Genomic DNA, 17,911 nt, shown 5'->3' with positions numbered 1-17,911 from the left:
TGATAATCTACGAATATTCAGGGAATCAATTCGGGATTGGGTGCTGTCAGTCGATACCTGTTGGGCATTAATTGGTAATACAAATACGATTATCCCCAACAGGATTAAAAGTACAGGCCCGTGACTTCTATTTTTCCCCCTGCAAAAAGTCAGTAACTCCTGAAAGTTCAATCCAGCTTCAAATTAAGGTGTCTTTAAAGATGCTTTAATTAAATCTTCTAAGGAAATTTCCCCTTCGGTTTTTTTGAGTATTTGAGCGATATTTTTTTCAGCCATAGCTTTTGGAAAACCTAAAGTAACCAGGGCTTGTAACGCTTCTTCACGAACTTTATTGCTGGATTTGAGGAATCCCAGTGGGGTGGTGGAATCGGAAGTCCCCTGCTTTCCGATTTTGTCTTTCAATTCCAGAATTATTCGCTGGGCAGTTTTGATGCCGATTCCCTTTACAGCCTGGATGGTGCCTACATCACCCGATAGGATTGCCTGCTCAATTTCACCGGTATCCAAGGATGACAGGATCATCAATCCGGTGTTTGGGCCCACTCCATTGATTGAAATCAGTAACAGGAAAAGGCGTTTTTCCGACTCTTCTTTAAAGCCATAGAGGGTGTGTGCGTCTTCTTTGATATGGAGAAATGTGAGGAGCCGAATTTGCTCCTCGTCTTTGATTTTACTGTACGTTTGAAGAGAGATTTTGACATGGTAGCCAATTCCACCCACCTCGATAATGACGTAAGTAGGGTCTTTAAATACCAGTTTGCCACTTAAGTAAGCGATCATAATATTCCTTCCGAAGATTGTGCATCCACTACTGCTATAGCTACCATATTGACTATTTCACGAATGGAGCTTCCTAATTGCAGGATATGAACAGGTTTGCTCATTCCCAGCAAAATCGGGCCGATTGCTTCTGCATTTCCAAGCTCTGCAAGAAGCTTGTAGGCAATATTGCTTGAAGCCAAATCAGGGAAAATTAAGGTATTAACTTTTTTATCTGCCAATGCAGAGAATGGATATACTTCGCGTTGAAGCTCCTGATTCAATGCAACGTTGGCCTGCATCTCGCCTTCGATAATTAGTTCTGGATATTTGGCCTTCGCCAATGCGGTGGCTTTTGACATTTTGGCTGGAATATCCCCTTGAGCTGATCCAAAATTGGAATAGGATAAGAGTGCGATTCTGGGCTCCATATTGAAAAATTTTACGGCATTGGCCGTCAATCCGATTATTTCCACCAATTCCTCGGCTGTTGGATTCAGGTTTACAGTCGCATCGGCAAAGAAGTAAGGGCCTTTGGGAGTATTCATGATATACATTCCGGCCACACGATTTACACCTTTTTTGACACCGATAGTCTGCAGGGAGGGAAGTATTGTTTTTGGGTAATCGCGCGTCAATCCTGAAATAAATGCATCTGCTGAGCCGGTTTCTACCATCATTGCTCCAAAATAATTCCGCTCTTTGACCAATCTATTTGCATCGAAAAGGGTCATGCCTTTTCGCTGTCGCTTTTCGTAGAGAAATTTGCCAAACTTCTCGATCATAGCTGTCTCCTCCAATGGATCTACAATCGTCACATGGGCTAGATCCAGTGCATTATTCTCAATCAATGCGAGGATTTTTTCCCGATTACCTAAGAGAATTGGTACTGCAATTTTTTCGTCCCGAAGGGTTTGAGCAGCTTTGAGGATTTTGAGATTATCCGCCTCACCGAATACTACCCGTTTTGGATCTTTTTTAGCTCTCCCGATCACGATTGACATTAACCGCTGATCGATTCCGATCCGCTTTTGAAGTTCAAGCTCGTAGGCTTCCCAATCGTGAATCATCTTTTTTGCCACACCGGACTCAATTGCGGCTTTGGCCACTGCTGGGGCGATCGTGGTGATGAGTCGTGGATCAACTGGTTTAGGAATCAGGTAGAGCTTTCCGAAGGCCATATTTTGGTCTCCATAGGCTTTATTTACGGTTTCAGGTACAGGCTCTTTGGCAAGTTTGGCAATTGCCATTGCCGCTGCAAGCTTCATTTCCTCATTGATCACGGTTGCTCTCACGTCCAATGCACCACGAAAGATATAAGGGAATCCCAAGACATTGTTCACCTGATTTGGGTGGTCAGAACGTCCTGTGGCCATGATGATATCTTTTCTGGCTGCTATAGCCAAATCATAAGAAATCTCAGGATCAGGATTTGCCAACGCAAAAACGATTGGATTAGGCGCCATAGACTTAATCATTTCCTGGGTAATGATATTTCCTGCGGAAAGTCCCAAAAACACATCTGCTCCAGGCAAGGCTTCATGGATGTGTTGAATATTTTTGTCTGTGGCAAATTCGGCATGGATGGCCGAGAGTCCCGGCCGGTCAGATCGGATTACTCCGTCTTTATCACATACGATGATATTTTCTTTTTTCACGCCCAGACTCACGTAGAATCTCACGCAGGAAATGGCTGCGGCTCCGGCACCGCTTACGACAAGTTTGATTTGATCTATTTTTTTGTCTACGATTTCCAGACCGTTCATCAATGCTGCTCCCGAAATGATTGCCGTGCCATGCTGATCGTCATGCATCACGGGGATTTTCATTTGCTGCTTCAGCGTCTGTTCTATTTCAAAACATTCGGGTGCTTTAATGTCTTCCAGATTAATCCCTCCGAAAGTAGGTTCGAGGGACTTTATGATTTGAATTAGTTTTTTGGGATCTTTTTCGTCGATTTCGAGATCAAAAACATCGATACCGGCAAATTTTTTAAAAAGTACAGCTTTACCTTCCATCACCGGTTTGGAGGCTTCGGGCCCGATATCACCCAATCCCAAAACAGCTGTACCGTTTGAGATTACGGCTACCAGGTTGCCCTTTGCTGTGTACTTGTAGAGATTTTCTTTGTCTGCCTCGATTTCTTTGCAAGGCTCTGCCACGCCCGGGGAATAGGCCAATGCGAGATCGATTTGACTGGATACTGGCTTGGTAGGGATTACTTCAATTTTCCCAGGCGAACCTTGGCTATGGTAATTTAGGGCGTCTTGTTTTCTGATTTTGATGGTCATAGATGGTGTGTTGACAAAAGTCAGGCACCCTGGTTCTCTTTCCAGCTGATATCAGTATTGAGGAGAATGGTCTGGATCTCGCGAAGTGCGTCGCGATGTACTTCATTGGGGAAATAAACAAAACCTTCCATGTAGTAAAGTTTACCTTTTGCTTCGTCCACCATGACATACCCGAGGTAGGTTCCTCCCATACTGTTATTGTTGGTTTTCCAGGTACCCCTGATTTCGACGGTAAAATTATCATTTATAACCATGTTTCTGAAAGCAGGCGGAATTTGTTTTTCGCTCACGACATAGGAGTTAGTGTCTTCTGGGTCTCCAAAAATATGTTGCTTTGTTATGGAATCTCTGAGGCTCAGGATGTTTGCCGGAAAGGTTTGCTCTTCAGCCGTGTAATCTGTTTCGTAATAAAAAATACTGATGTCGGGTCGCCTTGCGGTAGGTGTCGGTGATCGCAACCACAGGAAATCAGCTGTGGTCTTTGCGATTTGGTAAGAAGCCGGAACTTTAATCTTAATTCCCAGCTTGGTTCGAGCTTCATATTCAGCAGCTGAATTTTTTCTGGAGAAAAGCGGTTTTTCCAATCTGCCCCGCTCCCGCACTTCGAAAAGGTTTTGAAGCCTGTCTTTATTTTTTCTGAGGTTTGTGATTAGCTCATCCTCTGTATTTCCGAACAAATAGAGCACTTCTTGTCCGGTAGCATATTCGTCTTCCATCCGCAGTGAATAGAGACTGGGATCTGCCTGGGCTTTTTCTTTGGATTCCTTCGAAAATTGCGCATTGATTACTTGGCTTCCACCACTTTTATCATCAAAAGTGGTCACATAGATCAGGTTAGTATATCTTTTGAGCATGGTATTCATGGCTCGAGGATCTACGCGAACCACCTTGAACATACTTTCCGATCTGATCATTCCAGGCAGATCAGCTTCAAAAATCGCTCTCAATTCTTCTCCCACAGGACCGGCCCATTTGGTCGAATCTATTGCGAGTATAATTTCCCCGATAGAGCCTCTTGCTTTTGGTTTTGCTCCACCAAATCTATCTTTTCCCTCCTGATTACAGGAAATAAGAAACAGTGAGAAAATAAACAGGATAGTATAGGATATGGCTTTCATGTGATGATAATTTGATTTTGAAAGGTTACCAATATAACTACAAAAAATAAGCAGTGCTTGTTTTTAATAATTAATTATTGAGTTAAATTACTTTAAAAAATAATAATATAAATTATCCAATAATAAGCTTCTGGCCTGGCTTAATATGATTGGAGTTTAGATTGTTTAAGCGTTTGATTTGCTCTACTGTGAGCGAATGTTTCTGAGAAATAATCCAAAGTGAGTCTCCGGGTCGGACGGTGTAGGTTCGCTGTCCTTTATTTTCGGCAAGAGTCGATGAAGGATTGGAATTACCGGAGTAAATATAAAGTGTCTGTCCGACTTTGATCAGATTGGAATTTAGATTATTCCATTCCTTTACCTGAGTGATACTTACTCCATGACGGGATGCTATTGAGCCCAATACATCTCCTGACTTTACCTTGTAAGGTATTCTGCCTGCAGATGAGGTAGCGATTGCTTTTTCTATTGGGACTATAGAGGGAGTTGCGTTAGAGGTAAGGAGAACACTGGATTGATTTCCGAGTGAATCACCGATCCAAGCCAGATTTTCTTTGAGAAATGAAGCTTTTGCCCGGGGAATTTTTACTTCCATTGACCGGTTACTTACCGGAATAGTTTTGTTTTTGACAGATGGATTTATTTCTTCCAGATCTTTTAAGCAGATATCAGTCAATTCGGATAATTTTTCCAATGAAAGGGCTCTGTCAAATCTGAATTTTTCATACTCAATAGGGTAGGTGGGCTCCTCCAGACTGAAGTTGTGCTCTTCCAGGTGATTGAGGATATAGAGGAAAGCCTGTACCTGTGGAACGTAGCTTCGGGTTTCTCGGGGTAAATAATTGTAGATGCCCCAAAAAGTAGTTTTCCCACCGGATCTTCTGATCGCTTTTCTAACATTACCAGGACCGCAGTTATAGGCTGCCATCGCCACTTCCCAGTCACCAAACATTCGGTAAAGGGACTTGAGGTATTTGGCTGCTGCGTCTGTGGACATCTCCGGATCCATCCGATCGTCTATGTCGGCATTCACATTCATGCCGTATATTCTGCCTGTGGCGGGCATAAATTGCCATAGTCCCATCGCTCCGACTCTGCTTCTAATCTGAGGATCGAGACCTGACTCGACTATAGCCAAGTATTCGATTTCGGTTGGCATCTCATGCTTTTGGAGTGTTTCTTCAAAAAGCGGGAAGAATTTTTCCTTCCGAGCCAGGACCATTTTGGTATAATCCCGATTTCTGACTGTAAAATATTGAATAAATGAAAAAATTCGGTCATTCAGCTCAAAAGGCATTTCGGTTTTCATGACCTTGATCCGCTGATTTACTTCTTCATAAGTAAAATCCGGAATGTATTCGTAATGATAGTTAGGTTGAATCTCCTCCTCCAAGATTGCCAATTCATCCTTTGGAAATTCTTGCGCAAAGCCTTTCGACATCGGAATCAAACATGTAATAGCTACAAGGATGAACAGACCGTGGAAAGACTTTTTCATGGATTTTCAATTTAGGAGGTTAACTCGGTTAGGTAATTACTGAATGCATATAATTCTGCTTCTTTGAAGGAGTTGGAAATAATCTGAAGGCCAATTGGCATGCCAGACTTATCTTTTCCGTTGGGAATTGAAATTGCCGGAACTCCTGATACTGAAGCTTGTACCGTGAAGAGGTCCTCTAAGTACATTGCTACAGGATCACCGCTATGCTCACCAAACTTAAACGCTGTAGATGGCGTAGTCGGCATGATAATATAGTCAAATTCATTCAAAAGATCTTCAGTATAATCTTTTATCATCCTTCTGACCTTTTGAGCTTTGGTGAAATAGGCGTCATAATAGCTTGCCGAAAGTACAAATGTCCCGAGCATAATTCTTCGCTTGACCTCTTCACCAAACCCTTCACTTCGTGTCAGTTTGTACATACTCTCCAAATTATGGGCATTAGGGGAGCGATAGCCATATCTTACTCCGTCAAATCGGGAGAGGTTTGAGCTCGCTTCAGCTGTAGTAAGGATATAATAGGTCGGAAGCACGTATTTCAACAGTGGGAATTCGACCTCTTCTACCTCATGGCCTTCGGAAGCTAATTTTTTGAGGATAGAAAGAGTACGTTCTTTAATTTCCGGCTGCAATGCCGGGGATTCTATTGTTTCTTTCAAAAAGGCTACCCTGGCCTTTTTCTCAAAATGCAAAAGCTCACTGTAATGAAAAACAGGTTTTCGGGATGAAGTACTGTCAAAATCATCATGACCTGCCATGATTTCCATGACCAGTGCATTGTCTTTGATAGTCTTGGAAAATACACCTATGGTATCGAATGAAGAAGCGTAAGCGATTAATCCCCAGCGAGAAACACGAGAATAGGTAGGTTTCATCCCAATGACTCCTGTGAAAGCCGCCGGTTGTCTGACCGATCCTCCGGTATCCGTTCCCAAAGAAACTGTACAAAGATTGGCCTGAACTGCTACTGCGGATCCTCCTGAAGATCCTCCGGGAACCCTGCTTTCATCGGCAGCATTGAGGACTTTGCCATTGGTGGAGTTTTCATTTGAGCTCCCCATTCCAAACTCATCACAATTCAGGCGGCCTATGATGATGGCGTCTTCATCGATCAACCGCTGAACCGCTGTCGTTGTAATTTGAGATTCAAATCCTTTGAGGATGTGGGAAGAGGCATTGGCCTCGTGTCCTGCGTAGCAAAGTAAGTCTTTGATGCCGATGACCATGCCAGCGAGCTTTCCGGCCTTTCCTTTTACGATTTTTTCATCGATGAGATCGGCCTGATCCAAAGCAGATTGGGTATAAACTTCAACGAAGGCGTTGAGGTGCGCCTTCGTTGTGATGTTTTGTAAATAGTATGTGACGACTGCCCTGCAATCGGCTTCTTTGTTTTCGATCGATTTTTTTATTTCGTCGAATGAACTAAATTTTTCCAATGGAATTGGCTTAAGGGATTACTTCTTTTTGTCTTTCAGCCCATCTTCAAGATCGTTCTGAATTTCTTTGGTAGCGTCTTTAAATTCTCTGATACCACGGCCGAGTCCTCTGGCCAATTCAGGGATCCTTTTAGCACCAAAAAGCAGGAGAATTACAACGATGATCAATACGATCGAACCTCCGCCCATGTTTTGAATGAAACCTAATGTAGTCATGATGGTGTATGTTTAAGGATATATAGGATAACAAAGATACAATTGTCAATCGCTTAGTCAAAGAAATGATGCAAGACAATGGCTCTTTTTTATGAACATACGATATTAATTTCTATTTGGACGTAATCCATGTTGCGGGGTCCATGATTTGAAGTCCTTTCCAAGTTTGGAAGTGAACTTCGGACTGTCCATCAGCATTTGCAGCTACTTGGCCGATCGTCTCTTTCGCTTTTACCGACTGTCCGACCTTTACTGAAATGTTTTTCAGACGGCTGTACATTGTAAAGTATTCCCCATGCTTGATAATGACTGTCAGTCCATATCCTGGGATGGTTGAAATTTTACTTACCGTTCCGTCGAAAACACTTCTCACATTGGAGTTTGCCTGGGTTCTGATCTCCAATCCATCACTGTCCTGGACAATTCCTTTCAGTGTTGGGTGAGGGTAGGTGCCATAGCCCTGCGACACAAAACCGGTCTCTACTGGCCATGGAAGTTTTCCTTTGTTTCCTGCAAATGAACTCGAAAGCGCAGCTGCTTCAGGAGTCATTGGCATACTGGTTCCGGCTTTTTTTGTCGTCGTGGAGTTTGCTTTGTTTGCCTCTGCTTCTGCCCGTCGGATTTCTTCCTCGATCACTTGTTTGATCATCCGGTTAAGCTGCTCCTGTTGTTTTTTGGTTGCAGTGATTTGACGCTGGATATCTCTTTCTTTTCTGGAAAGCGTATTGACGACACCCTGCTGACTTTTCCGCAGGCGCTCCAACTCAGCTCTTTCTTTTTGTTCTTCCGAAAGAACGGCAATCTTATCGGCTTTTTTCTTGTCCAGCAAAGCTCTCTGATCCCCCAACTCAGCCGAAAGCTTCTCGATTTGTTCGGCTTGTTGTTTTCGGCTGTCGCTATATTGTTTCAGATATTTCAACCGCATGTAGAGTTGGTTGAAATTGCCGGAACTAAATACAAAAGCAACTATGGAAAGTCCTCTGTTGAGTTTGGATGAGTTGTAAATCATCCTAGAATATTCGGCTTTCAGGTCTTTCAGTTGAGTCTCCAGTGCGATGATTTTTTTTTCTGTTTCAGAGATTTCCTGATTGATCAGTCGGACTTCTCTATCCAGCGTATTTACAAGTCTGTTTTGGGTCTGAAATTGTCTGGTCAGCGCATTTAATTCTCCAAGGGAAGTTTGCTTGGTGGCAGAGGTCTGTTTGAGTATTGCATCAAATTCTCTCAAACGTGCCTGCACTTCGGCCTTCTCCCGCTCCAGCTCTTCTCTGGTTTTTTTTGTTTGAGTATGAGCATCGTGACTTCCCAGTAGTAGGAAAAAAAGTATAAAAGGAAATATTCTATAAATCCGCATAGTGATTAGAACCTGAAAGGAAAGCTTAGAGATTCGGAATTTGGATCAATGGAAGTCCATTCGAGATGAATTATGGTATTTTGACTTCCTTCCGGAATTTGGTAGGCTAGTTTGAATAGCACTTCAGCAGGAAAGGGCTGTGAGCTCGCATCCTGGAATCTGGGGAAACTGGCTAGTACCGAACCCCGATCATCCAGTGAGTTGCTGACCAGTTCGGATACTTTCCCGTGACTGGTATCTACCTTTGAGAAGTAACGGACATTATTTCGCACCTGAGTCAGTTCAAACTTTTTGCCAACTCTGAGCAGCCTGTCCTGGTAGTCAAATTCATAAGGAATATTGGCCCAAAGGACGTTTTGAAACAGCTCCAGGGAAAGTTTTAACCCATAAAACTTTTCAAACTCATCATAAGTGAGATTGATGTTTTCATTTCCGATTCTATCACGGATCTGGATTCTTTCCTGCGTGAAAAATCCCCGAATTGCCTCCATTCCCATGCCGGGTGACATTGTAAACCAGAGTACGCTGTCTTTTTTAGCTCGAAGGCTGAGCGTACCACGCGTGATTTTTCCGGATTCCTCCTCAATTACAATTTTGGCTTTCGCACTGAGGTAGTCATATTCGGCGGTTACCGGTTGGAATTCCTCCATCTGTCCATCGCCCTCGTAGAGAATGACTTTTTTGGCACAACTAGCCAAACTGAATACGGATAATGTCAATAAAACAACAAAAAGTTTATTCATGGTATTTCCCGTCTTTTATCTTTTGAGTTAGTTTGTCTGAGGCTTCAGCACTTCCTTCCGCCTTTTTCCACCAAGTCACGGCTTCAGATATTTTGCCTAAGTGGAATAAGATGTCACCGTAATGCTCCAACATGACTCCACTTGGTTCATTTTCATGCTTTAGTGCTTCATCCATGTATTTGAATGCTTCTTCATAGCTTCCCATCTGGAAAAGAACCCAAGCGTAAGTATCGAGGTAAGTTGCATTTTTCGGATGCTTTTTGACTACTTTTTCAGCCATCTCCCGCGCCTTTTCCAAGTCCCTTTTCTCCAACGAAAGAAAATACGCGTAATTGTTCAGGACTTGATCATCCCCCGGATTGAGGTTTAGGGCTTTGTCAAAGTAGACAAATGCCGAATCTTTTTCTCCCAAGTTGTAAAGTGAGTTGGCCAAGGATCCAAAAGCTACCTGATCCAGTTGTAAATTTTTTCCGGCATTGAGTTCGATTGCCTTTTCAAGCGAAATCACGGCTATAGAATCCTTTTTTCTGGCAGACTTCACCACCCCGTCATAAAACCAAAATTCCGGTGCTTCGGGGAACTCATCCACCCCCATGATGGTGTAGGTTTCTATTTCAGCAAAATCAGGACTATCCCCAAAGGAGTTAAGTATCACTTGCTCCAGAAGAGGGGCATTATTAGGTTGATTCTGAAGAGACTTCTTGTAGAAGTCCATGGCACCCGGTATATCTCCGGTAGTTTTTTTGCGGTCACCAATGACTTCCAAAACCATTGGGTCATTGGCATTCAGCTCCAGCATCAGGGATTCCATCTGATCTAAAAGCCCATCCCGCTGCGAGGTTTGCATCTCTGCCAGCATGGATTTGTAGGTTTTTGCTTTCACTTCTCCATCCAAATCAGGACTTCCGATTGCCGAAATCAGGAAGTTATTGGCTTTTGCAACTTCACCGGATTCTTTGTAGAGGGTATAGGCTGCCATTTGGAGTTCCGGCTGATTGGGATATTTTTGGATTTCCGCCGAAACTAATGTCAATGCTTCGTCCAGGCGAGCATTGTTGTAGAGGATTTCGACCAAGTTTAGAACATAAGTCGGATTGCCTGGAAATGTCTCAATCAGTGTTTGACCTTCACGGATGGCATTGGGCAGGTCATTTTTTCTAAGGTAAATCCGCTGCTTCTGAACCGTAAAAGGCTCGCGAACTCCAAAAAAATCCTCTGCTCGATCCAAAACTACAAGCGCTTTGTCAAATTCTCCTGCATTGAGGTAGATGGAAGCCAGATCAAGGTTGTACTGCTGGTTGTTTTCGCCGTCAGCTGTGAGACGATCAAGGATTTCTGCAGCTTTGAGTGGCTGATTGAGATCGGTGTAGATCTCTGCCACCATCAGGGCGTAATATTTATTTTCCGGATCTGAAAAGGTTGCTTTCTCAGCATAGGGTAGTGCTTTTTGGGCCTGCTCCGATCTGACTAATACTTCCGCAATTTTGTAATTGATAGCGGGTTCTTCCGGTGAAAGTTCCAAAGAACGCTGCAGGTAAAAGTATGCCTTTTCTAAATCACCAAGCACGAGCGCTTTCTCTCCTTCGATGAAGTAACGACTGGTTTTGTTTTTTTTTTCCAGGAGTTTTACCTCTTTTTTGGAAAGAGGTTGCTGTGCAAAACCGGGAATCCCGCATGCAAAAAGGAAGAAAATCAGGAAAAGCGAGTGGGTAAATTTCACAGGAACTTGGTATGGCAGCATCAGTTTGCAAACATAATGCCTTTTGAGGAAAATGGTTGGACAATTTCTACAATTGACTGAAAGAGGTACGTAGGATTAGCGAAGTTGTTTCCTCTTAAGAAATTCAATTAATTGTGCTCTTTCAGAGAAACCAATCACGAGAATAAATAGAAAAATCAGGCTGTTTTTTGCGATAAAACTCAGCAAAAAAGAGTCAAGTTGAAAATAAAATCCAGCATAGCTTAATCCAAAAGCGAGTAGCAAATACAAAATTCCCTTGCCGGTTTGATACGGTATTGGGAAATGTTTCTGCCCAAAATAATAGCATAATCCGGTCATAACTAAGTAACACATCAAGGTGCTCAGTGCGCCGCCGAGATACCCCAAAATGGGTACAAGAGTGAATACTGCAATCAAACTGACAATTGCTCCGACCAATGTGATCCAAAAGCTGTAGTTGGTCTTATCTGTAATTTTGAACCAGATCGAAAGGTTAAAATAGATCCCTAAAAGCAAGTAGCCCATCAACAGAACTGGGACAATAAAAAAGGCGGAATCGTACCCTTTGTTTTTAGGGAAAAGTAATGCCACCAAATCCAGGTTGACTGAAATCACAATCATTAATGCAGAGCAGAAAATGATAAAGGCATGCATCACCTGGGCATAAAGCTGAGGTGAATTTTTGTCTGCTGCCTTTCCGAAAAAAAACGGTTCGGCTGCGTACTTAAAAGCTTGAATGACCAAATTCATCAGAATGGCCAATTTGATACTTGTTCCAAAAATCCCTGCTGCTTCCCTGGTGTTAAGTCCGGGGTAGAAGTTTTCCGGAAGGAGATATTCGAAAGATAATCTGGAAACAAGTTCGTTAGTTACACCTGCCAAACCCATAAATAGCAAGGGGATGGCATAGTTCCACATCGGCCGGAGGATTTCTTTGTCGAGGGAAAATCTGAAAAAACCGGCTATCCACCATACATAAGGGATGATGAGACCATTTGCGAATAAGTTGGCCAAAAGGATATATTCTACGCCCCATTCTAGGTTATAACCAAGGAAACTAGCTGGCATGGTTCCATTTGAGATCAAAATCGGAATCCAAACGATAAGCAATAGGTTGAAAAAAACGTTGAGTAGAATATTGATCATTTTGGCTCCTGCAAACGCAATAGCACGATTTGTTAATCTCAGCTTCGCAAAAGGAATTGCTAAAATGGCATCAAAAGATAAAATCAAAGCCGTCCAACGAAAGAGGTAAGCTTGATTAGGATAATCCATTACTTCCGCTAGCCAAGGTGCAGCTAGAAAAACACCACTTCCAAAAATTAGCGTTGTTGTAATCAAAAGTGATTGGGTGGTATTGTAAACCTTTTTTGGATCTAGATTTTTCCCTGTAGAAAATCTGAAAAAGGAAGTTTCCATTCCATACGTAAAAATGATATTCAAAAAGCCAATGAGGGCGTAAATTCCCGTAAAAGAACCCACCACTTCTCTATTGAGATAGGAAGTGTAAATGAATATCATTAAAAAATTAATAGACCTAGCCAGGATGCTACTCAGCCCGTAAATGGCTGTCTGTCCGGCTAGTTTTTTGAGATTACTCATGCAGGAGCAAGGAGCTTACTCTCCTTTGAAAATTGGTTTTCTTTTTTCCAAAAATGCAGAAGTTCCTTCTTTGTAATCTCCTGATTTGACACATCTGGCGAAGCTATTGGCTTCTGTCTGAAATCCATCTTCATCTGAAAGGAAGACCGCGTTGACACAATCTACGATCATCCCGATGGCTAGTGGGGCTTTACTCATGATCTTGCCGATGAGCTCTTCAGCTTTTTCCATCGCTTCTGTTTTGGTTGGGAGCACATGATTGACTAAACCAAGCCTATAGGCTTCATCTGCGCCGATCATATCACCGGTCATCATCAGCTCATTTGCTTTGCCTCTTCCGATCAGTTGGGTGAGTCTTTGGGTTCCGCCGTAACCCGGAATTATTCCGAGATTAACTTCCGGTTGACCGAATTTGGCATTGGCCGAAGCGATTCGCATGTGACAGGCCATTGCTAATTCACAACCTCCACCAAGGGTGAAGCCATTGGTCACTGCAATGACCGGTTTGTGGCAGTTTTCGATCATGGCAAAAATCTCCTGGCCTCTTTCTGCAAATTTCCGTGCGTTTACTTCATTCAACGATGCGATCTCACTAATGTCCGCTCCCGCTATAAAAGCTTTCTCTCCCGATCCTGTCAAAATCACTGCTTTGATTCCACGGTTATCAACCACATTTTCAAAAATCGCTTTCAATTCCTCCAAAGTGGCATGATTGAGTGCATTCATCTTTTCCTCCCGGTTTATAGTGAGGAAGAGGATGCCATTTTTTTCTTCAGTGAGTATATTCAGATATTCAGCCATAAGCGTAGGATGTATAGAACAAATATACGCTTAGGGGGGTCAAAGGCAAATTGAGAGACTTTGAATAATCCAAATTCAACCTAAATTTTGCTTTTGTACAAAGGACTTGGACCATACGATATGGGGAAAATATCGCGGATCAGGGTCGGTTTCAGGTATTTTTGCTTACTTTTGCAGCAAGAAAAAATAAACTAAATCCACCATTAATATGTCTTCAAAAAGAAAAATCACAGTGGCCTATGGCGACGGAATCGGCCCGGAAATCATGGAAGCCACAATCAATATTTTGGAAGCAGCAGGTGCGCAGCTCGAATATGATGTGATCGAAATCGGCGAGCAAGTGTATCTCAAAGGAATCAGTTCAGGAATGGAACCCAGCGCTTTTGAGTCACTTCGCGAAACCAAAGTTTTTTTGAAAGCACCCATCACCACCCCGCAAGGTGGAGGATTTAAATCCCTGAATGTAACTACGAGGACTTCTTTTGGGCTTTTTGCCAATGTACGCCCTTGCAAGGCTTTTTCACCATTCATCCATACTCATTTCCCAAAGACAGACATGGTCATCATTCGTGAAAACGAGGAGGACCTCTATGCAGGAATTGAGCACCGAGGGACTCAGGAAGTAGTGCAAAGTATCAAATTGATCTCTCAACCCGGGTCAGAGAAGATCATCCGGTACGCGTTTGAATACGCGAAAAAGTATGGTCGAAAAAAGGTCACTTGTATGACCAAAGACAATATCATGAAGTTGGCGGATGGACTTTTTCACAGGACTTTTGACGAAATCGCCAAAGAATATCCCAGCATCCAGACCGATCATAAGATCATCGATATCGGAACGGCTTTGATCGCAGATCGTCCTGAGATATTTGATGTGATTGTAACCTTGAATCTCTACGGAGACATAATTTCCGATGTGGCAGCCCAAGTGACCGGTTCTGTAGGACTTGGTGGTTCGGCCAATGTCGGCGAGGAAGTGGCCATGTTTGAAGCGATCCACGGCTCTGCGCCGGATATTGCTGGGATGGGAATTGCCAATCCATCAGGATTGCTCAATGGGGCAATTATGATGCTCGTTCATATCGGTCAGCCGGAAGTGGCGGAGAAGATATCCAATGCGTGGATGAAAACTTTAGAAGATGGAATTCATACAGGAGATGTCTATCAGGAGGGGATTTCTACAATAAAAGCAGGAACCAAAGAATTCGCCCAAGCGGTAATCGACCGATTGGGACAATTGCCTAAAACTATGGTGCCAGCCTCGTTCGACAAAGACGAAACTGCTCCTATGAACACGAAAGTGAAAGGAAAGCCGACTCAGAAAAAAGAACTGATTGGAGTCGATGTATTTATAGATTGGAATGAGGAAGGCAGGGATCCAAATGTCATCGGAGAAAAGCTTCGTCAAGCTAATGTAAATGGGCTTCAGCTTCAGTTGATCACCAATCGGGGTGTAAAAGTCTTTCCGGCAGGAATGAGAGAAACTTTCTGCACAGACCATTGGAGAGCTCGATTTGCTAAGGCAGATCAATCAAAAGTATCTCACGCTCAGGTTCTTGAATTAATCGGGCAAGTGAATAATCTTGGATTTGATACCATCCAAACTGCAAATCTCTATTCGTTTGATGGGGTGAGAGGTTATTCGCTGGCGCAGGGAGAATAAAGGGATCTACGATTTTTGATTTAAGAGAGTAGAGAAAACCCTTCAAGTAGAAATGTGAAGATTCGAATTTGAGATTTGTAGTTTGAAATTCGAGATTGTCCCAGCGGGACAATTGGTTGGTATAAAATCAAGTTGTCAGTTTGTTTCCGCGTTCCAGCGGAACGTCTGGTGAATGATTTTTCTCCAATGATAGTAAAGTAAAAAGAACGAATTTCGAATGTTGAACGCCGAGTGATGAATATCGAAGAATGAAGATGAATAGGGGAGAGAGGAAACTTTCTCCTTTTTCTTTGGTCTGATTTGTACTTTGTACTTGGTACATGGTACTTTGTACTCCGATGCAAAAGCGAGTTCTGATAATCACTTACTACTGGCCACCAAGTGGAGGTTCGGGCGTGCAGCGTTGGCTGAAGTTTGCCAAATACCTGCCTGAATCCGGATGGGAACCGGTGATTTTTACTCCTGAAAATCCGGATTTTGATCTGCAGGATAAGACCTTGGAAATTGAAATCCCATCTTCACTCGAAGTACTGAAATTCCCAATATGGGAGCCGTATCAGTTATTTTCTAGGATAAAAGGTAAAACCAAATTGCATCCGGGAAGGCTAATGGAGCAGAAGGACCGAGGCTTCCTGGAGAAGCTTGCGATCTGGATGCGGGCGAATTTGCTGGTCCCTGATCCACGTGTTTTTTGGGTCAAACCTTCTGTAAAATTTTTGACTGATTTGTTAAAAAGCGGACAATTTCAGGCGGTAATCACTACTGGACCTCCGCATAGCATGCATTTGATCGGACGGGATCTGAAGCGGAAAACAGGAATCACTTGGATCGCTGATTTCCGCGATCCTTGGTCGCAATGGGAGTTTTTGGATACCCTTCCGATGACTTCTTTTATCCGAATAAAGCATCAAAAGATGGAACAAAGCGTCTTAAAAGAGGCAAATGCGGTACTCACGATTTCCCCGACTTTTCAGCAGGATCTGGAAAAACTCGCCCATCGAAAAATCAAGCTTCTCACCAACGGCTACGATCCTGCAGACATTCCTTTGGGCTTTTCTCCAAAGAAAAAAGAGGCTGTAAAACTCCATTTGGTATACTCCGGAATCATTGACGCGATCCGAAATCCGATCCCACTGATGGAAGGAATGAAGGCGGAATTTGAAAAATCAGGAGAACAAATCGAGTGGACATTTGTAGGAAAAGTCAGTGAGCAAGTTCAAAACTACGTGAAGTCAGATCCATGGTTGATTACCCGAATTCACTTTGCAGGCTATGTTTCACATCAGGAGGTTTTTGGATTTTATGCCAAAGCTGATGCCTTGGTTTTGATCCTGACCGATTCCAAAAACGCAAAAGGCAATATCCCGGGAAAGCTGTTTGAATACTTGGCAACCGGGATTCCTGTGTTGGCTTTGGGTGATCCCAAAGGTGATTCTGCTCAGATTTTGGCCGATTCCGGCGCGGGAGAGGTGATCGCTCATACCGATTTGCAGGGAATAAGAAGTCGACTTCGCTACTTGATGGGGGCTTCTTCAAGCAAAACATCGTCCGGTGGATTGGAGAAGTATTCCCGCAAATCTCTCAGTTTTCAACTTGGAAAAATTCTCGATGAACATACCCTTTCTTGATCTGAGCCGAATAGAAGAAAGCCTCAAAGAACGATTGAAAAATCGCTTCGCGAAGGTTTTGGAGGTCGGGGTTTTTTCGGGTGGAAAAGAAGTTGAACAATTCGAAAAATCAGTTTCGAGCTTTCTCAATTCTGCATTTTCCATTCCTTGTGCCAATGGCACTGATGCACTGGAATTGGCGCTGCGGGCTTTGAATATCGGTTCGGGTGATGAAGTGATCGTCCCTGCGATGACTTGGGTGAGTACAGCAGAAGCGGTCGTATTAGTTGGAGCCAAACCGGTTTTTTGGGATACGGATACAGCTGGTTTGTTGAGAAACGACTGGGAAAAGGCAGTTACCTCAAAAACCAAAGCAGTCATTCCTGTCCACCTCTATGGAAAAATGTTGGAGATGGTGGATTTAACCGAAAAGGCCAAGTTTAGCGGTCTTTTTGTGATCGAAGATGCAGCACAGGCTTTTGGAGCTTTTCAGAATGGGAGAGCAGCCGGGACTTGGGGCGATGTAGGTTGCTTGAGTTTTTACCCAACAAAGAACTTCGGTGCCTTGGGAGAAGCCGGAATGTGCCTGACTCAGGATGCAAACTTGGCAACCCAGATTCGACTTCTCTTGAATCATGGACAACCCATTCGAGATCAGCATGAGGTGGTAGGTCGAAACAGTCGGATTGACTCGATACAGGCAGCTTTTTTGAACGTGATCTTGGAAGACCTTCAGGTTAATCAGCAAAAGCGAAAAGCAATCGTTAAACAGTATTTAGAAGCTTTTTCCGGAATTGAAGGCTTAAGATTGCCGACTGGAATTTTGGACTCAGCTCACAATGCCCATCTTTTTGTGATCAAAACGGAGAGGAGAGACGAGCTTAAGGCTTTTTTGGAAGAAAAAGGTATCGGAACAGCGATTCATTATCCGATGATTTTGCCGGATATGCTACCTTACCGTTCGGAAGGTGATTTTGCCAACGCAAGAAGATTGGCAGAGACTGGTCTGTCATTGCCTTTGAATCCTTATTTGAAAAAGGAGGAAGTGGAGTTTATTATTGAAATGATCTTGAATTTTTTTGTCAGGTGGTAAATTTTGC

Annotated in this window: 14 protein-coding genes; 3 read left to right on the top strand and 11 right to left on the bottom strand. The window is 43.2% G+C overall.

What is annotated here, in order from left to right; translation table 11 throughout:
- Window positions 1-183: 183 nt before the first annotated feature.
- From ruvA to C4S61_RS11940, 11 genes are all read right to left on the bottom strand, one after another.
- Window positions 184-780 carry a Holliday junction branch migration protein RuvA gene (ruvA, locus tag C4S61_RS11990; protein ID WP_103925040.1) on the bottom strand — a complete coding sequence of 199 codons (597 nt, stop codon included), beginning with the start codon at window positions 778-780 and terminating at the stop codon, window positions 184-186.
- Window positions 777-3,050 (bottom strand): NADP-dependent malic enzyme, encoded by a 2,274-nt coding sequence (locus C4S61_RS11985; protein WP_103925039.1) that lies wholly within the window; start codon window positions 3,048-3,050, stop codon window positions 777-779. The genes ruvA and C4S61_RS11985 overlap by 4 nt, the downstream gene beginning before the upstream one ends.
- Before the next feature lie 20 nt (window positions 3,051-3,070).
- Window positions 3,071-4,168, bottom strand: a complete 1,098-nt coding sequence (locus tag C4S61_RS11980; protein WP_103925038.1) for a DUF4837 family protein — start codon at window positions 4,166-4,168, stop codon at window positions 3,071-3,073.
- A 112-nt stretch (window positions 4,169-4,280) separates the two neighbouring features.
- Window positions 4,281-5,666, bottom strand: coding sequence for a LysM peptidoglycan-binding domain-containing protein (locus tag C4S61_RS11975; RefSeq protein ID WP_103925037.1), 1,386 nt, complete (start codon window positions 5,664-5,666; stop codon window positions 4,281-4,283).
- 11 nt (window positions 5,667-5,677) lie between these two features.
- Window positions 5,678-7,105: an Asp-tRNA(Asn)/Glu-tRNA(Gln) amidotransferase subunit GatA gene (gatA, locus tag C4S61_RS11970; protein ID WP_103925036.1), complete on the bottom strand. Its 1,428-nt coding sequence runs from the start codon at window positions 7,103-7,105 to the stop codon at window positions 5,678-5,680.
- An 18-nt stretch (window positions 7,106-7,123) separates the two neighbouring features.
- A complete protein-coding gene (gene tatA / locus C4S61_RS11965) occupies window positions 7,124-7,321 on the bottom strand; it encodes a twin-arginine translocase TatA/TatE family subunit (protein ID WP_077353614.1) in 198 nt (65 codons plus the stop codon).
- Between the two features lie 112 nt (window positions 7,322-7,433).
- A complete protein-coding gene (locus tag C4S61_RS11960) occupies window positions 7,434-8,675 on the bottom strand; it encodes a murein hydrolase activator EnvC family protein (protein WP_103925035.1) in 1,242 nt (413 codons plus the stop codon).
- Between the two features lie 5 nt (window positions 8,676-8,680).
- Window positions 8,681-9,418, bottom strand: a complete 738-nt coding sequence (locus C4S61_RS11955) for a DUF4292 domain-containing protein (protein WP_103925034.1) — start codon at window positions 9,416-9,418, stop codon at window positions 8,681-8,683.
- On the bottom strand, window positions 9,411-11,159 hold the full coding sequence (locus C4S61_RS11950; protein WP_103925033.1) for a tetratricopeptide repeat protein: 1,749 nt from the start codon (window positions 11,157-11,159) through the stop codon (window positions 9,411-9,413). The genes C4S61_RS11955 and C4S61_RS11950 overlap by 8 nt, the downstream gene beginning before the upstream one ends.
- A 75-nt stretch (window positions 11,160-11,234) precedes the next feature.
- Complete coding sequence (locus C4S61_RS11945) at window positions 11,235-12,740, bottom strand: lipopolysaccharide biosynthesis protein (protein WP_103925032.1); 1,506 nt, start codon at window positions 12,738-12,740, stop codon at window positions 11,235-11,237.
- Window positions 12,741-12,755: 15 nt separating this feature from the next.
- The gene (locus tag C4S61_RS11940) at window positions 12,756-13,541 is read right to left on the bottom strand and encodes an enoyl-CoA hydratase/isomerase family protein (protein WP_103925031.1); all 786 of its coding nucleotides are present in this window, start codon (window positions 13,539-13,541) and stop codon (window positions 12,756-12,758) included.
- A gap of 208 nt (window positions 13,542-13,749) precedes the next feature.
- On the opposite strand from C4S61_RS11940, the gene C4S61_RS11935 reads away from it, so the two are divergent.
- From C4S61_RS11935 to C4S61_RS11920, 3 genes are all read left to right on the top strand, one after another.
- Window positions 13,750-15,204: an NADP-dependent isocitrate dehydrogenase gene (locus tag C4S61_RS11935; protein WP_103925030.1), complete on the top strand. Its 1,455-nt coding sequence runs from the start codon at window positions 13,750-13,752 to the stop codon at window positions 15,202-15,204.
- Window positions 15,205-15,542: 338 nt separating this feature from the next.
- Window positions 15,543-16,832 carry a glycosyltransferase family 4 protein gene (locus tag C4S61_RS11925; RefSeq protein ID WP_103925089.1) on the top strand — a complete coding sequence of 430 codons (1,290 nt, stop codon included), beginning with the start codon at window positions 15,543-15,545 and terminating at the stop codon, window positions 16,830-16,832.
- Window positions 16,813-17,904 carry a DegT/DnrJ/EryC1/StrS family aminotransferase gene (locus C4S61_RS11920; protein WP_103925028.1) on the top strand — a complete coding sequence of 364 codons (1,092 nt, stop codon included), beginning with the start codon at window positions 16,813-16,815 and terminating at the stop codon, window positions 17,902-17,904. Before C4S61_RS11925 ends, C4S61_RS11920 begins: the two co-directional genes overlap by 20 nt.
- The last annotated feature ends 7 nt before the right edge of the window (window positions 17,905-17,911 follow it).

The sequence above is a fragment of the Algoriphagus boritolerans DSM 17298 = JCM 18970 genome (assembly GCF_900108085.1).
In the GTDB taxonomy this organism is placed as follows: Bacteria; Bacteroidota; Bacteroidia; order Cytophagales; family Cyclobacteriaceae; genus Algoriphagus; species Algoriphagus boritolerans.
This window is presented reverse-complemented; position numbering and strand designations above follow the sequence as displayed.

Coding starts and splice junctions, on each gene's coding strand:
- ruvA (WP_103925040.1), bottom strand. CDS start 780: ATGATCGCTTACTTAAGTGGCAAACTGGTATTTAAAGACCCTACTTAC.
- C4S61_RS11985 (WP_103925039.1), bottom strand. CDS start 3,050: ATGACCATCAAAATCAGAAAACAAGACGCCCTAAATTACCATAGCCAA.
- C4S61_RS11980 (WP_103925038.1), bottom strand. CDS start 4,168: ATGAAAGCCATATCCTATACTATCCTGTTTATTTTCTCACTGTTTCTT.
- C4S61_RS11975 (WP_103925037.1), bottom strand. CDS start 5,666: ATGAAAAAGTCTTTCCACGGTCTGTTCATCCTTGTAGCTATTACATGT.
- tatA (WP_077353614.1), bottom strand. CDS start 7,321: ATGACTACATTAGGTTTCATTCAAAACATGGGCGGAGGTTCGATCGTA.
- C4S61_RS11960 (WP_103925035.1), bottom strand. CDS start 8,675: ATGCGGATTTATAGAATATTTCCTTTTATACTTTTTTTCCTACTACTG.
- C4S61_RS11955 (WP_103925034.1), bottom strand. CDS start 9,418: ATGAATAAACTTTTTGTTGTTTTATTGACATTATCCGTATTCAGTTTG.
- C4S61_RS11950 (WP_103925033.1), bottom strand. CDS start 11,159: ATGCTGCCATACCAAGTTCCTGTGAAATTTACCCACTCGCTTTTCCTG.
- C4S61_RS11945 (WP_103925032.1), bottom strand. CDS start 12,740: ATGAGTAATCTCAAAAAACTAGCCGGACAGACAGCCATTTACGGGCTG.
- C4S61_RS11940 (WP_103925031.1), bottom strand. CDS start 13,541: ATGGCTGAATATCTGAATATACTCACTGAAGAAAAAAATGGCATCCTC.
- C4S61_RS11935 (WP_103925030.1), top strand. CDS start 13,750: ATGTCTTCAAAAAGAAAAATCACAGTGGCCTATGGCGACGGAATCGGC.
- C4S61_RS11925 (WP_103925089.1), top strand. CDS start 15,543: ATGCAAAAGCGAGTTCTGATAATCACTTACTACTGGCCACCAAGTGGA.
- C4S61_RS11920 (WP_103925028.1), top strand. CDS start 16,813: ATGAACATACCCTTTCTTGATCTGAGCCGAATAGAAGAAAGCCTCAAA.